This window comes from Alteromonas sp. 5NW40-0090 (genome assembly GCF_057552975.1).
In genome coordinates, this window is record NZ_BAAJLT010000002.1 from 352,881 (window position 1) to 372,880 (window position 20,000).

Sequence of the window (20,000 nt, forward strand, 5' to 3'; positions counted from 1 at the left end):
ATCTCCAAAAAATATTTTTGTGCATTTAAACCTTTCTACTATAGGGTACGACTAACCTTATAACACTAACAAGTGCTAATGCTAATCAGCACCACAAATAACAAAGAGAAAAGAATGGAACACACACAACAACGTGTTGTACACGCCAATGTGGTGTTTGGTAACAAAAGCGAAAATGCGCTGATATCTAAAGCGAAGAGGGGCGATAAACAGGCGTTTAGATCCCTTTACGATGAACATATTGGGCGAGTCTACGCGCTTTGTTACCGGCTAACATGTGAAAAGGGAATGGCGGAAGATGCTTCGCAAGAAGTCTTTATTCAGCTATGGAAAAAATTGGGTAATTTTGACGGTCAAAGCCAATTTTCCACGTGGCTACACAGCGTAACGGCAAACATTACCATTTCCTATATGCGCAAGCAGAAAGGTTGGGTGCAGCGCATGTTCAACTTGGAAAACAGCGGTATTAACGAGATGCCGGCTGAAGGTAACAGCACTGATGTGGACTTAGAAGCATTGGTTATTCGTCTTCCTGAGCGAGCCAGAATGGTTTTCGTGCTCCATGCGTTAGAGGGTTACCGACACGAAGACATTGCAAATATGTTGAATATGGCAGTGGGTTCGAGCAAAGCGCAGTTTTTCCGTGCTAAGCAATTATTAAAAGATTTTATGGGAGTCGATGATGAGTAATTTTGACGACAAGCTTGCTCAGCATATTTCTGAGCTATCAAAAGAGAAGCAGCCCGAGCGAGATCTGTGGCGAGGCATAGAGCTAGGTATAGCATCGGCTCAAGACAACCCTTCAAATGATGACGCTTCATCACCTACGGTTACATCGAGACAGTGGATGGCGATAGCCGCAAGTGTTTGTTTAGTTACTGTATTGTGGTTCGCTGCTCCTTTTGCGTTTAAAGCTGATGAAAGCCGAAGTGATGGCTATGCCCTGATTGACGCAATGAGTATGCAGCAGCAACAACAAGTAAATAGTCTTCTTGCTAGTTATGAAAGTACAACAGCGCTAACTGAAGATTGGCAAGAACAATTAAAAGAATTAGACGATGCTGCTGATGTTATCAAAGCGGCGTTAAAGGACGATCCAGACAACTCAGCATTAATCAAAATGCTGCATCACGTATATCAACAGCAAATTGCCTTAATTGAGCGAGTGCACGCGCCAAAGTGGCAGCAAATTTAATAAGGGTTTAAAGATGAATATGAATACTAAAAACACATTTTTGCACACGTTTAAAACGCCTGTTGCGGCTAAGGTGCTACTTACTACTGCGTTGCTAAGTATCGCTACAGCGGCATTTGCAGGGGAAAAGGTAGATAAGACCATCGATACATCGGCTTCGCCGAAAGTAGACATTGAGCACATTAACGGAAAAGCGGATATTCGAGTTTGGGATAAGTCCCAGGTTCGTGTCACCGGTGAACTGGGCGATCAAACTGAAGAGTTCATCTTTGAAAGACGTGGAGATGTTGTGGTTATACACGTTGAAGTCGAGCGTCACTCAAAGAGCTGGTTCAACAAAGGGAAAGATGGCGACGACCTTGTTATCTACATACCTAAAGCAAGCGACCTGCATTACACCGCGGTCAATGCAGACCTTATTGCGGAAGGTATTACAAAAGCAGTAGATGTTGAAGTTGTGAATGGCGACGTCACACTTAAAAATATTGGTGAGCGTGTTGAGGTCGAGTCGGTGAATGGAGATATCGTGCTTGAGAACGTAAGAGGCCGATTAGAGGCGGAAACGGTAAACGGCGAAATCGAAGCGACACACTCAGGAAACACGCCAGTAAGCTTTGCGTCAGTAAATGGCAAGCTCGACATTACTTCCGATAGCCCAGACGTATCAGTAGAAACCGTCAACGGTCGAATCGATGTGTCTCTTCAAGCGGTGGACGTACTGCAAATCAATACGGTTAATGGAAGGACTTACGCAAGTTTAGGTCTTAATAAGAACGGTAGCGTAAAAGCGAACTCTGTAGGCGGTGCGATGGAACTTGTCTTTCAAGATGGGGTATCGGCACAATTTGATATTGAGACGCACGCTGGCGGCAACATTGTAAATAATATCAGTGATGAAAAGTCGCAAAAGCCTAAGTATGGCCCAGGTAGCTGGCTACGCTTTATCCACAACGGTGGGGCTGCAAATGTAGACATCTCTACGGTGCACGGGCGAATTGAAATAGACCAAAAGTGAATAAGCTATAGGCAAGGCAATTGAAACTTTAGGTTGAAAAAAAGAGTTTAGTCCACATTTATTAATCAGACATGTGGTGAGTATAGAAAAGCTGCGAGTTACCGCAGCTTTTTTGTTTAGTCGCTAAAAATGTGTGATTGGGCGCTTAAAAGTAACAAAACTACATTTTAATCGCTCTTAGGTACACGGTAGGAATACTGCGCGCTACGCCTAAGAAAATCGCGCAGTTAATTGTTTTATGCATGGAGGTCAAATTGAGTATTGTTGGACACGTCAAAAGGTTTTGGCGGTTTCATAGCCTAATTATTGGTGCGTTTGGGATTTGCGCGTTTACCTTAGGTTGTGCTGTTCAAGAGCCCGCTTTCTACGAGGGTACTTGGGTTGTAACTAAGGCCTATAATCCGGGTATTTCCGCCCACTCTGTTTCAGAATCAGAAAAGTTCTTAGGTCGCTCTGTAACGTATGCTTCAGACACGGCTAAACTAGATCAGACGCTTTGTGAATTACCGGTCTATTCAACAAAAAATATCAGCAACCAAGATTTTTACGCTGCTTTTAAAGCATCGCCGTCTTCTCTTGGCTTTAGTGACGACAAGATTACTGAAGTGAATTTGTCTTGCTCAGAAGGCACGGACGTCTTAGGTTCTACCTTAATCTTTCAGGAAAACGGTAATACCTATACCTTGGTCGATGGTACGTTTTTAAAGCTGGAGAAAACGCTTTAAACGATGTCGCCTTTTTGTGCTTTCACAACAAAAGTCCTACTTCCTTTGTTGAGAGATGAGCGTTAAAAGCGCATAATATCCAACTGACTTTTGTGCATTGGAATAGGTTTCACTCGTGGCGTCTGCGTCTAAAAACGATAAAAATGTTGAGAAATTGAAGGTTCCACCTCATAGCATTGAGGCTGAGCAATCTGTTTTAGGCAGCATGCTTATCGACCCCGAGAGCTGGGATAAGGTCGCGGAACTCGTCACCGATAATGATTTCTATAATCGCTCACACCAAATAATCTTTCGCGCTATCACTCGACTACTAAACAGTAGCCAGCCAATCGACCTAATTACGGTATCAGAAGAGCTGGAAAAGCATGACGAGCTGGAAGATGCAGGTGGTTTTGCCTACTTAGGTGAACTTGCTAAAAATACCCCGAGCTCCGCGAATGTGGTGTCTTACGCGCAGATTATCAGTGAGCGCGCTATAACGCGGGAACTGATCGGCGTTGCACACGAAATCGCTGAAGTAGGGTACAACCCTGAAGGCCGCGACAGCGCAGACATTCTTGATCTGGCAGAAAGTAAAGTATTCGAAATCGCTGAGCGAAGAACGGGTGAAAATGAAGGTCCTCGCGATGTTGAGTCAGTTCTAGGGAAGACCATTGATCGTCTAGAAGAATTGGTGAAAACCAATAAAGAGGTGACCGGTGTTACGACGGGGTTTACCGATTTAGATAAAATGACCAGTGGTATGCAGCCCTCGGATCTGATTATTGTGGCGGCCCGTCCTTCGATGGGTAAAACGACCTTTGCCATGAACTTGATTGAAAACGCCATGATGGCAGAAGAAAAGCCTGTATTGGTTTTCAGTCTTGAGATGCCTTCAGAACAAATCATGATGCGTATGTTGGCGTCATTAAGCCGTGTTGATCAAACGAAAATTCGTACCGCGCAGCTAGACGATGAAGACTGGGCCCGTATATCTAACACTATGGCTATGCTTAAAGACAAAGACAGCTTATTTGTTGATGACTCTTCAGGCCTTACACCAATGGACGTGCGTAGCCGTGCCCGTAAACTAGCGCGAGAGCGCGGCGGGATTAGCCTTATCATGGTGGATTACCTCCAGTTAATGCGTGTACCGTCGCTAAGTGATAACCGTACGTTGGAAATTGCTGAAATATCACGTTCATTAAAAGCGCTGGCTAAAGAGCTTGAAGTTCCTGTAGTCGCCCTTTCACAGCTTAACCGTACGCTAGAACAACGTGCCGATAAACGTCCAGTTAACTCAGACCTTCGTGAATCTGGCTCAATCGAGCAGGATGCCGACCTTATTATGTTCATCTATCGTGATGAGGTTTATCACGAAAACAGTGAGTATAAGGGCATTGCAGAAATAATCATTGGTAAGCAGCGTAACGGCCCAATTGGCACCTGTCGACTTACCTTCCAAGGCCAGTTTTCTCGTTTTGATAACTATGCAGGCCCTGCCATTGCAGACGAGTACTAACGTATTTTCTTGGGTTGAGTTAATTGTCTGATAAACTCGCAAGCTGCGACTAAATAGCATCAAGCATTTGTTACTACAAAACTCTCGTTTTGCTAAGATCTACAGATATAAAAAAGGCGCCTTTCGGCGCCTTTTTCAATTCATACGAAATGAATTATTTTTCTTCAGCTACTTTCACTGTGTCTTTAACTGTCACTGAAATGCGACGGTTAACACGGTGTGCTTCAGCATCGTTATCAGTATCTAGAAGCTGAGTTTCGCCGTAACCGATAGTCTCTAGACGAGAGCTGTCGATACCGTACATGTCTACCATTACTTCTTTAAAGTTAGCAGCACGACGCTTTGAAAGGTCCATGTTGTAAGCTTCAGAACCTGGTGCAGAAGTGTGACCTTCTACTACCGCAGTTGTTGAAGGATACTGCTTCATGAACTCAGCGAATTCAGAGATTTCTGGATCTTTAGGCATTTTAACCACTGCGCTTTCGTTGTCGAATAGAACGCGTAGTGTGATTTCTACCGTCTCTTCGTCAAATACTGTACAACCTTTAGCGTCAACTTTAACGCCTGCCGGTGTATCTGGGCACATGTCTTTGCTGTCTACTACACCATCGTTATCAGCGTCTTTAAGTGCACAGCCAGTAGCATCTACTTTAGTGCCTGCTGGCGTGTTAGGACACTGATCAACACTGTTTAAAACGCCATCATTGTCGTTATCAACGCTACAGCCAGTCGCATCAACGCGAACGCCAGCTGGAGTCATTGGGCACTGGTCTTTACCGTCTACAACACCGTCGTTGTCGCTGTCTTTAGGAGCAGCAGGCGTAGACTTACCAAATGGCACAGCAATACCTAGCTTAATGCTATAATCGTTGTAGTCTTCGCCGAAGTCATGGTAAGCCGCGATTTCAGTAACAAGCTTAACGCTTTCATGAAGATCCCAGTGTTTACCAATACCGATGTTACCTAACGTAGTTGATTCGCCCACTGATTGGCGCTTAACACCACCAAATACGAACCATGCATCGTTAGGCATGAAATAAAGAGCGTCAACACCAACCATCTCGCCGCTGTCATCGCCGCCACCAGCATAGTCAAGATCTAGAGCAGTAAACTCAACACGAGCAGCCCAGCTTTGAGTAAAACGGAAACCATATTCAAAAGCGATACCACGACCGTCGTCGTAAAGCTCGCCTTCGGTAAGGTCTAATGGGCGTGAGTCATCAGTGTTGTAGTACATGCCAGATAAGCCGAACCAATTTTTATATTCTGGTTCAGAAGAGTCTTGAGCAAATGCACTGGTAGATGAAAGTACAGCAAGAGATAGCGCTGCCATTTTAAAGTGTTGTTTCATAGTCACATCCTGTTTAACGTTGAGTGATTATCGATTTTTGATAATTTTGTGTTGTGCTTAGCAAATAATGCAAGCACAAATTGTGCCATTTATAATATGGGTTAGGCTGCGATCCCTTGTAATGTGGCAATAATTGTTCGTCTTCCACCATGGTCTCGGTGTTCACCGAGCATGATACCCTGCCACGTACCAAGTGCAAGTTTGCCTTGTTGGACAGGAATTGTAAGTTGACAGCCTAGTATACTCGATTTTAAGTGAGCAGGCATATCATCTTTACCTTCATAAGTATGCCTGAAAAAAGAAAGCTCTTCTTTTACACTATGGTTGAAGAAAGCCTCCATATCTTGCCTCACTGTCGGGTCGGCATTTTCGTTTATTGTCAAACTTGCGCTAGTATGCTGAAGCCATAAATGTAGAAGGCCAACTTCAACATGACGAATACTGGGGAGAGCAGATTCCACCTGTTGTGTTATTAGGTGAAATCCTCTCGGGTAGCTGTCTAGTGTAATTTTTTCAGAGTGCCAGAAATTATTTGTCAAAGCAGATTTCCAAATGCGCTAATCCTTCGTCGCACATGAAAGGAAGAATAATTTTAGCACCATCAACCTGGTGGCTTATCGTATGTTGCTTTCCTGATACAACGATGGGGGTTGCCATTCCAAATTCGTAACCCCGCTCAGCAAGGTCTCGTTTTGCGTTACCGCAAATCATGTTGGTAACTTCGCCAACCATGTCGCCTACTTCTGCATCAAGCTTCTCAGGGCGCTCGCCCACCATTCTCTCCATTATGGTAAGGGCCAAAGACTCGTCAAAAGTAATAGACATAGAGCCGCGAACGTCTGGGCCCACCATGCCAATTAGCCCCGATACATCGCCTTTGGCGATATCACTTTGTTTGCGCTTGGGCTTGCCCGGGGTCAATTTAGTTTGAGCCATGGTTTCAAGCACGTTCAGAAGACCAGCAATAAACGGGTTCACAAAATCAGCATTCATGTACACTCTCCTGGGCAGCGTGATCTTCCGTTTGTTGACAATCGGCGCATAATCCATGGGCCTCTATAGTTTGTTTCGATACTTTGAATCCGTGTTGCTTTGCTTGGCTATCAAGGGTCTCTTGAAGACCTTCAGATTGAATTTCAGCAACATCACCACAGCTGTCACAAATTAGAAACTGAACAGGGTGGTTACAACCAAAATGATAGCAGGCTACAAACGCATTAGTAGACTCTAAACGGTGAATAAACCCAAAATCGAGAAGAAAATCAAGGGCGCGATAGACTGTCGCAGGTTTGGCACTAGACTCTGTTTCTTTCAATGAGTCGAGTAGTTCATAAGCACCCATAGGGCCGTGCTTTGAAACAAGAATTTCGTACACCTTTTCTCTAAGCGGTGTGAATCTGGCGCCGCGTTGCTCGCAATAAGCCCGTGCCTTATGAATAAGTGTGGTTTTGTTCATTGATGATAACCGTAAACTCGACTTTCATTGTTATATTAAAGCGTCACTTCTGGATCACGTTTTTTAGTGTGTACATGAGCTATTAACTCATCCTCCAAAGCAAAACGCTCTTCTAATGTTTCACCAAGCTTGGCCAGCGCTGAGTCAAAATCAGCTGCCTGCTCGGGCGTTACTGCTTGTGCAAACGTATCATTAAATGCGAGTGCTGCGTCAGTGGTTTTTGTCAATCTGGGGTAAAGTTTATCTCTTAGTGCAAGGCCTTCATTGTCGTTTTCAACCAACATATCGAAAACCTCAAAGTGTCCTACCGACAAATAATCGAGTAATGCGCTGCAAAAGTTGTCTATCTCATCTGGGTCAGGTAAACACTCGCTTCGCTTGTTAATACCTGCTAGTTCACAGAAAGAAACTAACAGTGCCTGTCTGTCCATTAACCAGCGGTCAATAACCTGGCTGTTCCCACCCCATTTTGATTTAACGCTTTCTAACTGTTGCAACATTTTGATGTGTTACCCGTTTAGCGACAATAAGTTTCAGTATAACACTGTGCACTAGCGACACAAATTTTGCGCGAAAAAGTTCGTTTCAAAATGTATGGTGGCGATCTATACGCTCAGTATTTAGTGTAGTATGAAGCATTAAAGAACAGGAGTGATGTGCAATGATGATAAAATTGGATGAGGCGAAACTAGCTGCTCAGCAAGCCCTGTGGGTAGTTTTTAGTCGCGGCAAAATTGTAGTACAAGAATCGTCTGAGTCTATCCCCGTTGCTTACCTGAGTGATATTCCATTTTTAGCATCTTATGTCGATGAAATTCATCAACTTCCGCCGCTCAATGAGACGGCGCATAGAGACCTGCCCGTATATGTCGTTGATTTGGGCGCTGAGCATGTTGACGAACCCGGTTGGGAACGGGTATCGCTTAGACAGCTTCTTTTTGCCGAATACGATATTGCCTTTTCCGTTATTGGGCGAGCCTGGCAATACATCCACTTCTTGCGTACTCATCAATTTTGCGGGCAATGTGGAGCCAAGACTGAACGCGTAGATTGGGAAATGGCAATGCATTGTCACCGCTGTCAACATCGCAGTTATCCAAGAGTGTCTCCCTGTATCATTGTTTCTATACACGACAACGAAAAAATATTGTTGGCCAAAGGCGTTCGCCATCGAGAATCCAATATGTATTCAACCCTTGCTGGCTTCGTAGAAAGTGGAGAAAGTCTGGAGCAAGCGGTCCACAGAGAAGTTTTCGAAGAAGTTGGCGTTAAGGTTAAAAACTTGCGCTATTACAATAGTCAACCATGGCCATTTCCACATTCCCTAATGGTCGGGTTTATTGCCGAGTATGACGAAGGGGAAATTCGTTGTCAGGAGAACGAGATAGATGATGCGCAATGGTTTGATATAGATGCGCTGCCGACTATTCCACCGAAAGTGTCTATTGCGGGACAACTAATTGCTGAAACGGTGTCTCTAATTGGCGACAAATAAAAAACCCTGCCGAGGCAGGGTTTCAATAAGTTTAGCACGGTCCCATGTAGGGCTTCTTTTCTTTAACGGTTATAGTAATAGCAAACACTCACTTTAAGTGCAAGCGTCTTTTTAAAGTAATGTTCAAGTATTGTTTGTCTTTAATAATCGACACTGCACCGATTTGTCGTTAAAACGTTGATTTTTTAATACAGGTTTTAGCACACCTTAGTTAAGAATACTGGTATACTTTCGCGCTCAAATATCTTCAGTAATTTAGGTGAGTTATATGTCGCAAAATTTCCCCAGTGTTGATAAGCCCGCGTTAAAGAACGATCGTTACTTACGTGCGTTACTTAAGCAGCCGGTTGATGTCACACCTGTATGGATGATGCGACAAGCCGGGCGCTACCTCCCAGAGTACAAAGCGACGCGTGCAGTAGCAGGCGATTTTATGTCGTTGTGCAAGAATGCAGAACTTGCATGTGAGGTGACGCTACAACCTTTACGTCGTTTTCCTCTTGACGCTGCAATTCTCTTTTCGGATATTTTAACCATTCCAGATGCGATGGGCCTCGGTCTTTACTTTGAAACAGGTGAAGGCCCTCGCTTTAAAAATCCAATCACGTGTAAAGCGGATGTGGATAAAATCGGCCTTCCTGATCCAGAAGGTGAATTACAGTACGTAATGAATGCCGTTCGTACTATTCGCCGTGAGCTTAAAGGTGAAGTGCCTTTAATTGGTTTTTCTGGAAGCCCTTGGACGCTCGCGACTTACATGATTGAAGGTGGTTCAAGTAAAGCCTTTACCAAAATCAAGAAAATGGCATTTGCTGAGCCAGCAACGCTTCATGCGTTACTAGCAAAACTGGCTGATTCTGTTACTGAGTATTTAAATGCTCAAATCGCTGCGGGCGCGCAGTCAGTCATGGTATTTGATACTTGGGGGGGCGTGTTATCTCCTCGTGACTACAAAGAATTCTCGCTTCAGTACATGGAGCGCATTGTAAGTGGCCTGACCCGGGAAAATGAAGGCCGTAAAGTACCTGTTACCTTGTTCACCAAAAACGGTGGCATGTGGCTAGAATCGATTGCGGCGACAGGCTGCGACGCAGTAGGTTTAGACTGGACTATCGACATTAAAGAAGCGCGTGCGCGTATTGGCGATAAAGTAGCACTTCAAGGTAATATGGATCCATCAATGCTGTATGCTCAACCGCAAAGAATTGAGCAAGAAGTGGCGTCCATTCTAGAAGGTTACGGTGAAGGTAGCGGTCACGTATTTAATTTAGGTCACGGTATCCATCTAGACGTACCACCTGAAAATGCAGGTGTGTTTGTTAATGCGGTACATGAACTTAGTAAGCAATATCACAAGTAAGCGACTTCGATAAAGGAAGTAAAATGAAAACGTGGCTTGTGTTGTTGTTAATAGCGTTTGCATTGATAGCAGGATATAAATTTTCTGGCTATCAACACCAACTCAGTGAATCCAATGCAGAAAAAGAGCGACTAACCAATGTGTTAGCGCGCTCTCGTGCCACGGAAACGAGTGAGCTGAAAGTTATTAAGCCCGCCGCCAAGTTAGTTTCAAATGAAGTAGGTGCGGTGCTCTTGGATACAAGCGTTACGAAAAACGGTGAGATGAATGTTGCCCCCGTTGCTGAGAATGTCCAAATCATGGCGCCTTCGGCTTTCTACACGAAAACCGAAGGCTCACTCAATACGTTTTTTGCGCTGCCGCCGAACAACGAGCGCTTTGTTTTAGACTCGGTAAAATGTGAGAACGGACTTTGCGAAATAACGGGTGAGTATGATGGTTCTGAAACTGAGCTATCGCGAGTTATTGAAGCATTAGAACAGGAGCCGTGGTGGGAATTCGGCTCGCCCATCATAACCACGCAAGTGGCACAGCGAGGCCTGAAACTTAACGTTTCTTTCGCCGCATCCCATTCGCCAAATGCTCGTGCGCGTTATCGGAATAGCACTCAGGCCGATTTAAACAGTCAGCTTGCCTCAGCGGGTTAACCCCAAAACGTGTATATCGCCAATTGAATTCGCGGTATGCCTTATTAAAGCGTGTGCTGGCGTTAGGCGTCTCTTGGTAAACCTTTTTCAATTACGCGAATAAGTCGCGCTTGCTGCCTGTTTTTTGCATCAGACGCTTGTTGCTTCTCTTGCTGCCGCTTAAGAGCCCAATCAATATGTCTGTCCACCAAGTCACTCACGCTCCCTCGTCTTTCTCTTAAAAGCAGAATGCTTTGTTCATCATATGGAGCGTTTCCTAACGCAACGGCAATGTTACGCTGCCACTTCTCAAAGCCAATCCGTCTGATGGGAGAGCCTTCGGTATTGCGTAAGAAGGTTTCTTCAGACCAGCCGAAAAGCGCATTGAGACTTTGGCCGTGAAGCACTTGTCGTGGGTGGAAATCTTCTTCACTGGTGACATCGGCAAAGCGATTCCAAGGGCAAACAAGTTGGCAATCGTCACAGCCATAAATGCGATTGCCCATCATGGGGCGTAAATCTTCGGGAATATCTTTGTCCGATTCAATGGTGAGATAGGAAATACAGCGACGGGCATCTACTTTATAAGGCGCAACAATCGCATTGGTCGGGCAGATGGTTAGACACGCCGTGCAGGTGCCGCAACCCTCTTCAATTGGTGAGTCCGTGGGTAATGGCAAATTAATGAACAGCTCACCTAAGAAGAACCAAGAGCCCGCTTCTTTGTTGAGTGTCAGGCTGTGTTTCCCCGTCCAGCCAATACCCGCTTTTTCAGCAATAGCGTGTTCCAACACGGGGGCTGAGTCTACAAACGGGCGATATTGGGTATGCGCCAAGGATGCGGTGATTTTCTCTCCCAATTGCTTCAGACGTTTGCGCAGCACTTTGTGGTAGTCACGGCCCAATGCATAGCGGCTGATGTATCCTATTTCTGGCTTTTTTAAATGCTTGGCAAACGAGGCGTCAGGAGGTAAGTAGTTCATGCGAACGCTGATAATTCGTAATGTCCCTGGGACCAACTCATCAGGTCGGGCACGCTTCATCCCATGACTCTCCATAAAGGCCATGTCACCGTGATACCCATTGTCTAACCATTCCTGAAGGTGTGCCTCGTGCTGATGTAGATCAATATCGCTGATGCCAACCTGCTGAAAGCCTAGCGCTGTACCCCAAGCCTTGATATTGTTGGTTAATTCAACAAGGTCGATAGAACTAAATTCGGACATGTGCTCATGCTAGATACTCAATTAACGTCAAGTTTATCATACAAATTATTTCGGGCCGATCAGGTTAGGGAAAATGAGGGGCAAGCCGCCGCGGATTCGGGCTGCGATATGTTCACGTTGATGCAACGAGCTGGCGATGTGGTTTTTAAGCAGTGTCTTGAGCTTATGCCTAACTCAGACGTTTACTTAGTGCTGGTGGGCCAAGGTAACAATGCGGGTGACGGCTACATTGCAGCAATAAACGCAAAACTTGCGGGTAAACAAGTGCATTTATGTGCAGTTGAGCCTGAACGTACGCTGGAAGGTGATGCTGGCAAAGCACAGCAGCGCTGGCTCGATTCAGGTGGCAGTATCAATGGGTTTGACGCTGCGCTCCTCGAGAAGTCTGACGTAGTGATTGATGCGCTTCTTGGTACGGGTATTAATAGCTATATTCGCAACGAGTTTGCAGACATCATTGATGCGGTGAATGCGTCATCAACACCGGTAGTAAGCGTTGATGTGCCGTCAGGGCTTGATGCAAATACAGGGCAGAGCCTGGGGCGATGTGTTCAGGCTGATATCACCGTGACTTTTGTGGGAATCAAGCCAGGGCTTGTTACCGGTGCAGGCAAGCAATCGTGCGGTAAGTTAGTGTATGCGGACTTGGGAATTGGCAAAGCGTTCCAAGCGTTAGCTAAAGCGAGCGCGACCATGCTAAATATCGACCACTTTAAAGGTATGGGGCCACGGGAGATCAACAGTCATAAAGGGACTTACGGTCGACTGTTGTGCATTGGCGGTAACCGCGGAACAGCAGGTGCCATTCGACTCGCCAGTGAAGCCGCGCTCAGAAGCGGTGCGGGTATGGTACGCGTGTATACCCATGAGTCGTCAGTCGTTCAGGTCAGTGCAGGCAGACCTGAGCTCATGGTTACCGACTTTAATTTGGAAGATGCATTAGCTTGGGCAACCTGTGTGGTTATTGGACCGGGCCTTGGGCAAGATGAATGGGCAGAAAGCGCATTTGAAAGCACGATGAAGCACTGTCAAAGCCAAAATAAGCCTGTGGTCATCGATGCTGACGCGCTAAATTTGTTGTGTAAGCAGTCAACCGCGTACACCTTGTCTGACAGTATTTTAACCCCTCACGCAGGCGAGGCTGCGCGTTTACTTGGTGTTTCTATTGATGATGTAGAAAGCGACCGTTTTAACTACGCAAGACAGTGCTCACAGCGATACCATGCGGTCTGTGTGCTAAAAGGGGCGGGCACGCTTATCGACAATGAAAAGAAAACCTGGGTTTGCCGTCACGGTAATCCTGGAATGGCTACCGCTGGAAGCGGTGACGTGCTGAGCGGAATTTTAGGTGCACTGCTGGCGCAAGGTGTAGAAACGGATATCGCGGCAAAATATGGTGTAGTGCTTCATGCTAAGGCAGGTGATGATATTGCCCAACTATATGGTCAACGTGGTATGATAGCGAGTGATTTGTTCGACGCAGTACGTGCGCTTATCAACCACTAAATAGGTTGGTTTTGTCTTAAACGGGCAGGCATCTACTGTGTTTCTTTGTATTACTGTGGAATATTGTTGATGTCTTACCCGCACACCTCTTTTTTTGCTAATGAAGTAGATGATACTGCGCAGCTTGCCAGAGATTTAGCGCAAGCTGTTTCAAGTCAACTCCCTACCGATGCTGTTATTTATCTAAATGGCGACTTAGGTGCAGGGAAAACGACATTTAGCCGATATTTTATTCAATCTTTGGGGCATTCAGGTAGCGTTAAAAGTCCAACCTATACATTGGTTGAACCTTATGAGCTGGACGGCGTCAATATCTATCACTTTGACCTTTACCGCCTAGCCGACCCAGAAGAGTTAGAGTTCATGGGAATTCGCGATTATTTTGGCTCGGGTGCCATTGCGCTTGTTGAATGGTCGGAAAAAGGGGGCGAATACTTGGCATCCCCGGACTTAGTGATTAGTATAAATATTATGCCATCGGGTAGGCAGTTTACTCTGGAAGCAAAAAGTGCCCACGGTGCGAAACTGCTTCAACAATGCAAGCGTGTTTAGCGCTAGTGCAAAATGAAAGAAGAATTAAATATATAGTTGCTCCGGAGTTAACGAGGGCAGCATAACAATAACACAAAGGCTAATTATGGTGCGCAGTGTAGTTTCGGTATTATTATTGTGTTTCGTGGTGCAGTTCGCATACGGCGCGCAAAATAACATCGACGGGGTTAGGATATGGCCGTCGCCAGACAATACCCGTGTTGTTTTCGATATGAAAGCAGCGCCAGAGTTCACCTACTTTACGCTTAAAAATCCGCTTCGGCTTGTCATCGATTTTAATAACACCAGCGACGCCGCTAAGCTTTCTGGCATTGAAAACAGCGGTGATTTGATTAAAAAGCTGCGCTACTCCACACCGAAAAGCAAGTCATCTGCCAGAGTCGTTGTTGAGCTCAATAGAAATACAAAGCCCTCGTTGTTTGCAGTAACCCCCGATGGTGCTTACGGGCACAGGTTAGTTGTCGATTTACCCGATACAGCCCCTAAACCGTCTAAAACGCTAGCAGCGTCGTCATCAACTGGTTCAGTGGTAATTGATGATTCTACCAGCGCCCGCGACCGAGACATTATCGTTGCTATTGATGCAGGGCATGGTGGACATGATCCAGGTTCGATTGGCCCGGCGGGAACTTACGAAAAGCACATCACGCTAAGCATCGCGAAAAAGCTTGAAGATATGATAAATCGAGAGCGAGGCATGCGCGCCATCATGACTCGTGGCGATGATTATTACGTCTCTCCTAATCGACGTCCAGAAATCGCGCGCGAAAAAAAGGCCGATTTACTTATTTCCATCCACGCCGATGCATTTAGTCAGCCTCAACCGCGAGGTGGTTCGGTGTGGGTGTTGTCCATGCGAAGAGCTGATACCGAACTAGGTCGATGGCTAGAAAAATCAGAACGTCACTCTGAATTACTCGGTGGTGCAGCTGAAGTAATTAATGATAAATCAAGCGAGCGATATCTTACTGAAACCATACTGGGGTTATCGATGGATCACAGTATGGCGACAAGCCACGATTTAGGTAACAAAGTGGTTGAAGAGTTAAAGCAGGTGACCAGTCTGCATAAACGAAAACCACAGGCTGCCAGTTTTGCCGTTTTGACCGCGCCAGACATTCCTTCTATTTTGGTCGAAGTCGGTTTTATTTCGAATCCGCAAGAAGAGAAGAACCTGAACTGGTCTAAATATCGCGAACGCCTAGCGAATGCCATGTTTAATGCGACTAAGCGTTACTTCAAGCAAGTTCCCCCTGATGGTACACTGTGGGCACAAGAAAGGGCGAATAACCGAACGCACAAAGTAAGAAGCGGTGAGTCGCTTTCGTTATTAGCACAGCGTTACAATGTTAAAGTAAGCAGCATTAAAGCCGCTAACGATCTTTCAAGCGATGTTGTACGCGTAGGGCAGGTACTCAATATTCCGAGAACATAAACGCAGGTTTTGTTTCATCGGCTTTTTCAGCGCTCATTGTACTTACATGTGGTATCGCCACGAATTCATACAGTTAATATCATAGGGTAGTCCTTTGCCTATACAGCTTTTATCTCCCCAACTTGCAAACCAGATTGCCGCTGGTGAAGTGGTTGAGCGCCCCGCGTCTGTGGTTAAAGAATTACTAGAAAACAGCCTTGATGCTGGTGCCACCAAAATAGAAGTCGATATTGAAAAAGGTGGCCACAAACGCATTCGAATAAAAGACAATGGGTCAGGCATTGTCAAAAGTGAACTGCAGCTGGCATTGAGTCGCCATGCAACCAGCAAAATCACCACTCTGGATGACTTAGAACAAATTCTCTCTCTTGGCTTTCGTGGCGAAGCGCTGGCCAGTATTAGCTCGGTGAGCCGGTTAACTCTGACATCGCGCACTGAGTCTCAAGGTGAGGCGTGGCAGGCCTATTGCGAGGGCAGGGAAATGGCGGTAAATATCCAGCCAGCGGCCCACCCTGTTGGCACTACAATCGATGTGGCAGATCTGTTTTACAACACGCCAGCAAGACGAAAGTTTTTACGCACCGAAAAAACCGAATTTCAGCATATTGAAGAAGTTATAAAACGCATAGCATTAAGCTACCCCAAGGTGTCATTTGTTTTAAAACACAATGATAAAATTGCAAAGCGCTTTATCGCCGACAAAGCAGGCAGCTTAGCCACCCGAATTGGCGCTGTGGTTGGACAAAAGTTTGTTCAAAACGCCGTACATATTAGCACCGTGTATGAAGGTCTTCACATTGATGCCTGGCTAGGTAATGAGGCTATGCTTCGCAGCAGCAATGATTGCCAGTTCAGTTTTGTTAACGGCAGGGGCATGCGAGATAAGCTTATTATGCACGCTATTCGCCAAGCGTACGAAAGCGTTTGGGGTGTGATGGAGCAACCAAGCTTTGTGGTGTACTTAACGGTTAACCCTAAAGATGTGGATGTAAATGTTCATCCCGCCAAGCATGAGGTGAGGTTTCAACAAGGCAGATTGGTGCACGACTTTATCTGTAAAACCGTGAGTGATGCGCTGCACGCTATGACCGACGAACAGCCTTTATCAGGAATGGACGAAAACCGCCCCTTTGGCTCAGATTTCATGTCTTCTCAGGTAGAACACGACTACATTAGGCCCTTGCAAGAGCAAACGCTTAATAACGATCGCACATTTAATGACAACTCTCATCATCCGTCGAGGGCATATTCGCAAAATTCGACGCAAAGTAACGGTCAATACCTTGGTAACGCGAAACCGCCATCAGCGGGCAGTTTTAGTGGTAGCGGTGGCGCGACGTCGTTGCAGGGAAGAGGGCAAAGCCGGGGACCAAGCGCTGCATATCAATCTAGCTATAACGCTTTGATGACGCCAAATAGTGACATTGTTGATAGTGGTAACAGCGAACAGAGGGCTAATGCTCACGTTAATCTTTCTCCCTCGTGTAGAATTTACCCAAAGTCAGAAAAAATTTACCTTCTTTTTGCAACTAAAGTTGCAAGTATTTGGTTAAGCGAACTATTTTTAAAAGCAGAGCATGGGCAACCGCTATTGATGCCTGTGGCAGTCTCGCTAGAAAACGTCGATGAAAACCTTGTTGAGTTGCTAAACGCATCGCATTTTGAGGTGAACAAAGTAGCGGGTAAATACCGCTTACAGCAAGTGCCAGCGGGAACACGGCATTTACCTTGGTTAAAATGGTTTGAATTCTTTTTATCCATTGAAGGTGCCGGTGAAGTAAATTCGCTTGAAGCAGCGATGAAGTCACTGGTTTTAAATGAACACGTGCTAGACGACGAGATATTGAATACGCTCTGGTACTGGTTGGATCAGCAAAGCGAAGCGAAACAATGGGAAATTATTGAGCAATTTGCTAAAGTGCGCCCCTTAAACTTAGTGCTAGATGTATGGGGAGAATAAAGTGTCCAGTGGCATAGATTCTGCATTGCCAGTGATTGCAATTATGGGCCCCACGGCATCAGGCAAGACAGGTTTGGCACTTGATATAGCGGCCAAAATTGAAAGCGAAGTAATTAGTGTTGATTCAGCCCTTGTGTACAAAGGTATGGACATCGGCACTGCGAAACCTACGCAGGAAGAGCAAGCAGGTGTAGTGCATCACCTAATTGATATTATTGACCCTGCTGAGAGTTATTCGGTGTCGCAATTTGTAAACGATACCAACGCACTGATTGGCGATATTTTATCTCGCGGCAAAGTGCCTATTTTGGCTGGAGGTACAATGATGTACTTTAATGCCTTGATAAATGGAATTTCGCCACTACCTAAGTCAAATGAAAAAGTACGGGATGAAATAACACAGCAGGCACAACGCTTGGGTTGGTCTAAATTACACGATGAATTACGTGGTGTAGACCCAATTAGTGGTGAGAGAATTCACCCCAATGATCCACAGCGAATAACCCGTGCACTAGAGGTGTATAGAAGTACTGGCAAGACGTTGACACATTGGCAACAGCAAGAGGGTGAAAGGTGCCCTTATAATATTGCACAATTTGCCATAGCGCCCGCTGACAGGGCAGTGTTGCACGAACGTATCGCTACTCGCTTCGATATGATGTTGGAAGCAGGTTTCGAGCAAGAAGTATTAAAACTCTACGAGCGCAGTGATCTTCATGAAGATTTACCTTCTATACGTTCAGTAGGGTATAGACAAATGTGGCAGTACTTAGACGGCCAACTGAATTATGCAGAAATGCGTGAGAGAGGCATTATCGCTACAAGGCAACTCGCCAAGCGTCAGCTTACGTGGTTGCGGGGCTGGGAGCAGGTTACATGGCTAGACACATTTGCTAACGATAATTTGACTAAAATTACAGCGAAAGTCACACTTTAAATGTTTGAGTGTGGTATACATTAGACGTGCGGTGATAGTGAAATTTCTATCACGGATAATAAAAACTAAGGATATCAAATGGCTAAAGGGCAATCATTACAAGACCCATTCTTGAACGCTTTGCGTAAGGAACGTATTCCAGTATCAATTTATCTGGTAAATGGTATTAAACTTCAGGGACAGGTTGAGTCATTCGACCAGTTCGTTATTTTACTGAAGAACACAGTAAGCCAAATGGTGTATAAGCACGCAATTTCTACTGTTGTTCCAGCACGCGCTATCACAATGCCTAGCGCAGGAGATTCTGAAAATACTAAAGGTGAATAATTTAAAAGGTAACGCGCTTGTTTGACCGTTATGAAGCCGGTGAACAGGCTGTACTTGTTCATGTTAATTTTTCCGACGAGAACAGTAAAGAAGACTTAAGTGAGCTTGAATTGCTCGTGTCTTCTGCGGGTGTAAACGCGGTAGAGGTCATTACGACGTCACGCAGCGCGCCTCATGCTAAGTTTTTTGTCGGTTCAGGTAAGGCAGAGGAAATAGCAGCAGCAGTAAAGGCACATGATGCCAATGTTGTTATTTTCAACCACGCGCTTTCTCCTTCTCAGGAGCGTAATTTAGAAGCGGTGTGTAAATGCAGGGTGTTAGATAGGACTGGGCTGATCCTCGATATTTTTGCGCAGCGCGCAAGAACCCATGAGGGTAAGCTCCAGGTCGAACTGGCTCAGTTGAGACATATCTCAACCCGTCTTATCAGAGGATGGACTCACCTTGAACGTCAAAAAGGTGGTATTGGTCTTCGAGGTCCGGGTGAGACACAGCTAGAAACCGACCGTCGATTGCTTCGTGGTCGTATTAAAGCCATCCTTCGTCGATTGGAAAAAGTGCAGAAGCAACGTGAGCAGGGTCGCCGCTCGCGCAAACGCGCTGAAATTCCAACGGTATCCTTAGTTGGCTATACAAATGCGGGCAAATCGACGCTATTTAACACCATTACCGACTCTCACGTTTATGCTGCGGACCAATTGTTCGCAACACTAGACCCAACGTTACGTAAAATCGAGTTAAAAGATGTTGGCCCCGCAATTTTGGCCGACACGGTTGGTTTTATTCGTCATCTTCCCCACGACTTAGTTGCTGCATTTAAAGCGACACTTCAAGAGACACAAGAAGCCGATTTGCTGCTTCATGTGGTCGATATTGCCGATGCGAAATATCGTGAAACCATGGATGAGGTGAACGACGTTCTTGAAGAAATTGAAGCTGGGGACATTCAACAATTACTAATCTGTAATAAGATTGATAAACTAGACGACGTTCAACCGCGTATAGAAAGAAACGATGAAGGCGTGCCTGTTCGAGTGTGGTTGTCTGCACAAACAGGCGAAGGAACGGAATTGTTAAGCCAAGCTTTGACCGAATGTTTAGGTAAAAGCATGGTGAATTACACATTGAAAATTCCGCCTGCTCAAAGTCGATTGCGCGGCGTGTTGTACGAGCTAAACTGTATTTCAAGCGAAGAATACGACAGTCAGGGCGACTGGGTGGTTGATGTAAGAATGCCCGCCGCCGACTGGAACAGGCTTGAAAAACGTCTGGAAAACGGAATATCAGAGTATGTTGTGCGACATTAATCAGTGCTAGCCACTGTATTGAGCAT

Annotated in this window: 21 protein-coding genes; 15 read left to right on the forward strand and 6 right to left on the reverse strand. The window is 45.6% G+C overall.

What is annotated here, in order from left to right:
* Positions 1–114: 114 nt before the first annotated feature.
* From AC27KT_RS03645 to dnaB, 5 genes are all read left to right on the forward strand, one after another.
* Positions 115–690, forward strand: a complete 576-nt coding sequence (locus AC27KT_RS03645; RefSeq protein WP_487127463.1) for an RNA polymerase sigma factor — start codon at positions 115–117, stop codon at positions 688–690.
* The gene (locus tag AC27KT_RS03650) at positions 683–1,195 is read left to right on the forward strand and encodes a hypothetical protein (RefSeq protein WP_014999873.1); all 513 of its coding nucleotides are present in this window, start codon (positions 683–685) and stop codon (positions 1,193–1,195) included. Before AC27KT_RS03645 ends, AC27KT_RS03650 begins: the two co-directional genes overlap by 8 nt.
* 13 nt (positions 1,196–1,208) lie before the next feature.
* A complete protein-coding gene (locus tag AC27KT_RS03655) occupies positions 1,209–2,210 on the forward strand; it encodes a DUF4097 family beta strand repeat-containing protein (protein WP_487127465.1) in 1,002 nt (333 codons plus the stop codon).
* Positions 2,211–2,464: 254 nt separating this feature from the next.
* The gene (locus AC27KT_RS03660; RefSeq protein ID WP_076011994.1) at positions 2,465–2,935 is read left to right on the forward strand and encodes a hypothetical protein; all 471 of its coding nucleotides are present in this window, start codon (positions 2,465–2,467) and stop codon (positions 2,933–2,935) included.
* A gap of 115 nt (positions 2,936–3,050) precedes the next feature.
* A complete protein-coding gene (gene dnaB / locus AC27KT_RS03665) occupies positions 3,051–4,436 on the forward strand; it encodes a replicative DNA helicase (protein WP_025257448.1) in 1,386 nt (461 codons plus the stop codon).
* 154 nt (positions 4,437–4,590) lie between these two features.
* On the opposite strand, the gene AC27KT_RS03670 is transcribed toward dnaB, so the two are convergent.
* The 5 genes from AC27KT_RS03670 to rsd all read right to left on the reverse strand — a co-directional run bounded on the left by AC27KT_RS03670 (position 4,591) and on the right by rsd (position 7,743).
* Positions 4,591–5,787, reverse strand: a complete 1,197-nt coding sequence (locus AC27KT_RS03670; RefSeq protein ID WP_487127468.1) for an OmpA family protein — start codon at positions 5,785–5,787, stop codon at positions 4,591–4,593.
* A 101-nt stretch (positions 5,788–5,888) separates the two neighbouring features.
* Positions 5,889–6,326 carry a secondary thiamine-phosphate synthase enzyme YjbQ gene (locus AC27KT_RS03675; RefSeq protein WP_487127470.1) on the reverse strand — a complete coding sequence of 146 codons (438 nt, stop codon included), beginning with the start codon at positions 6,324–6,326 and terminating at the stop codon, positions 5,889–5,891.
* Complete coding sequence (locus AC27KT_RS03680; RefSeq protein WP_014951104.1) at positions 6,316–6,780, reverse strand: chemotaxis protein CheX; 465 nt, start codon at positions 6,778–6,780, stop codon at positions 6,316–6,318. Before AC27KT_RS03680 ends, AC27KT_RS03675 begins: the two co-directional genes overlap by 11 nt.
* Positions 6,770–7,243 carry a transcriptional repressor gene (locus AC27KT_RS03685; RefSeq protein ID WP_014951103.1) on the reverse strand — a complete coding sequence of 158 codons (474 nt, stop codon included), beginning with the start codon at positions 7,241–7,243 and terminating at the stop codon, positions 6,770–6,772. Before AC27KT_RS03685 ends, AC27KT_RS03680 begins: the two co-directional genes overlap by 11 nt.
* Before the next feature lie 35 nt (positions 7,244–7,278).
* A complete protein-coding gene (gene rsd, locus AC27KT_RS03690) occupies positions 7,279–7,743 on the reverse strand; it encodes a sigma D regulator (RefSeq protein WP_487127473.1) in 465 nt (154 codons plus the stop codon).
* A 161-nt stretch (positions 7,744–7,904) separates the two neighbouring features.
* Here rsd and nudC point away from each other — a divergent pair, with 161 nt between their 5' ends.
* The 3 genes from nudC to AC27KT_RS03705 all read left to right on the forward strand — a co-directional run bounded on the left by nudC (position 7,905) and on the right by AC27KT_RS03705 (position 10,745).
* Complete coding sequence (gene nudC, locus AC27KT_RS03695) at positions 7,905–8,738, forward strand: NAD(+) diphosphatase (protein WP_080752380.1); 834 nt, start codon at positions 7,905–7,907, stop codon at positions 8,736–8,738.
* 268 nt (positions 8,739–9,006) lie between these two features.
* Positions 9,007–10,098 carry a uroporphyrinogen decarboxylase gene (gene hemE / locus AC27KT_RS03700; protein ID WP_014951100.1) on the forward strand — a complete coding sequence of 364 codons (1,092 nt, stop codon included), beginning with the start codon at positions 9,007–9,009 and terminating at the stop codon, positions 10,096–10,098.
* Positions 10,099–10,121: 23 nt separating this feature from the next.
* A complete protein-coding gene (locus tag AC27KT_RS03705) occupies positions 10,122–10,745 on the forward strand; it encodes a hypothetical protein (protein ID WP_487127475.1) in 624 nt (207 codons plus the stop codon).
* 62 nt (positions 10,746–10,807) lie between these two features.
* On the opposite strand, the gene queG is transcribed toward AC27KT_RS03705, so the two are convergent.
* Positions 10,808–11,950 carry a tRNA epoxyqueuosine(34) reductase QueG gene (gene queG / locus AC27KT_RS03710; protein WP_487127477.1) on the reverse strand — a complete coding sequence of 381 codons (1,143 nt, stop codon included), beginning with the start codon at positions 11,948–11,950 and terminating at the stop codon, positions 10,808–10,810.
* A 6-nt stretch (positions 11,951–11,956) separates the two neighbouring features.
* On the opposite strand from queG, the gene AC27KT_RS03715 reads away from it, so the two are divergent.
* The 7 genes from AC27KT_RS03715 (at position 11,957) to hflX (ending at position 19,974) form a co-directional block, all read left to right on the forward strand.
* Positions 11,957–13,456: an NAD(P)H-hydrate dehydratase gene (locus tag AC27KT_RS03715; RefSeq protein WP_487127479.1), complete on the forward strand. Its 1,500-nt coding sequence runs from the start codon at positions 11,957–11,959 to the stop codon at positions 13,454–13,456.
* Positions 13,457–13,525: 69 nt separating this feature from the next.
* Entirely contained in the window at positions 13,526–14,008 is a 483-nt protein-coding gene (tsaE, locus tag AC27KT_RS03720; protein WP_487127481.1) for a tRNA (adenosine(37)-N6)-threonylcarbamoyltransferase complex ATPase subunit type 1 TsaE, read from the forward strand.
* A gap of 85 nt (positions 14,009–14,093) precedes the next feature.
* On the forward strand, positions 14,094–15,443 hold the full coding sequence (locus AC27KT_RS03725) for an N-acetylmuramoyl-L-alanine amidase (RefSeq protein ID WP_487127483.1): 1,350 nt from the start codon (positions 14,094–14,096) through the stop codon (positions 15,441–15,443).
* A 94-nt stretch (positions 15,444–15,537) separates the two neighbouring features.
* Complete coding sequence (gene mutL, locus AC27KT_RS03730) at positions 15,538–17,403, forward strand: DNA mismatch repair endonuclease MutL (protein WP_487127485.1); 1,866 nt, start codon at positions 15,538–15,540, stop codon at positions 17,401–17,403.
* The gene (gene miaA, locus AC27KT_RS03735) at positions 17,387–18,340 is read left to right on the forward strand and encodes a tRNA (adenosine(37)-N6)-dimethylallyltransferase MiaA (protein WP_487127487.1); all 954 of its coding nucleotides are present in this window, start codon (positions 17,387–17,389) and stop codon (positions 18,338–18,340) included. Before mutL ends, miaA begins: the two co-directional genes overlap by 17 nt.
* A 78-nt stretch (positions 18,341–18,418) precedes the next feature.
* On the forward strand, positions 18,419–18,667 hold the full coding sequence (gene hfq / locus AC27KT_RS03740) for an RNA chaperone Hfq (protein WP_014951092.1): 249 nt from the start codon (positions 18,419–18,421) through the stop codon (positions 18,665–18,667).
* A gap of 17 nt (positions 18,668–18,684) precedes the next feature.
* Positions 18,685–19,974: a ribosome rescue GTPase HflX gene (hflX, locus tag AC27KT_RS03745; protein ID WP_136782640.1), complete on the forward strand. Its 1,290-nt coding sequence runs from the start codon at positions 18,685–18,687 to the stop codon at positions 19,972–19,974.
* The last annotated feature ends 26 nt before the right edge of the window (positions 19,975–20,000 follow it).

Bases quoted from the DNA above. Each gene is read 5' to 3' on its own strand.
- nudC (WP_080752380.1), top strand. From the start codon at position 7,905: ATGATGATAAAATTGGATGAGGCGAAACTAGCTGCTCAGCAAGCCCTG.
- tsaE (WP_487127481.1), top strand. From the start codon at position 13,526: ATGTCTTACCCGCACACCTCTTTTTTTGCTAATGAAGTAGATGATACT.
- AC27KT_RS03650 (WP_014999873.1), top strand. From the start codon at position 683: ATGAGTAATTTTGACGACAAGCTTGCTCAGCATATTTCTGAGCTATCA.
- AC27KT_RS03685 (WP_014951103.1), bottom strand. From the start codon at position 7,243: ATGAACAAAACCACACTTATTCATAAGGCACGGGCTTATTGCGAGCAA.
- miaA (WP_487127487.1), top strand. From the start codon at position 17,387: ATGTATGGGGAGAATAAAGTGTCCAGTGGCATAGATTCTGCATTGCCA.
- AC27KT_RS03655 (WP_487127465.1), top strand. From the start codon at position 1,209: ATGAATATGAATACTAAAAACACATTTTTGCACACGTTTAAAACGCCT.
- AC27KT_RS03725 (WP_487127483.1), top strand. From the start codon at position 14,094: ATGGTGCGCAGTGTAGTTTCGGTATTATTATTGTGTTTCGTGGTGCAG.
- rsd (WP_487127473.1), bottom strand. From the start codon at position 7,743: ATGTTGCAACAGTTAGAAAGCGTTAAATCAAAATGGGGTGGGAACAGC.
- queG (WP_487127477.1), bottom strand. From the start codon at position 11,950: ATGTCCGAATTTAGTTCTATCGACCTTGTTGAATTAACCAACAATATC.
- AC27KT_RS03705 (WP_487127475.1), top strand. From the start codon at position 10,122: ATGAAAACGTGGCTTGTGTTGTTGTTAATAGCGTTTGCATTGATAGCA.
- AC27KT_RS03715 (WP_487127479.1), top strand. From the start codon at position 11,957: ATGCTAGATACTCAATTAACGTCAAGTTTATCATACAAATTATTTCGG.
- hfq (WP_014951092.1), top strand. From the start codon at position 18,419: ATGGCTAAAGGGCAATCATTACAAGACCCATTCTTGAACGCTTTGCGT.
- hemE (WP_014951100.1), top strand. From the start codon at position 9,007: ATGTCGCAAAATTTCCCCAGTGTTGATAAGCCCGCGTTAAAGAACGAT.
- AC27KT_RS03670 (WP_487127468.1), bottom strand. From the start codon at position 5,787: ATGAAACAACACTTTAAAATGGCAGCGCTATCTCTTGCTGTACTTTCA.
- AC27KT_RS03645 (WP_487127463.1), top strand. From the start codon at position 115: ATGGAACACACACAACAACGTGTTGTACACGCCAATGTGGTGTTTGGT.
- AC27KT_RS03680 (WP_014951104.1), bottom strand. From the start codon at position 6,780: ATGAATGCTGATTTTGTGAACCCGTTTATTGCTGGTCTTCTGAACGTG.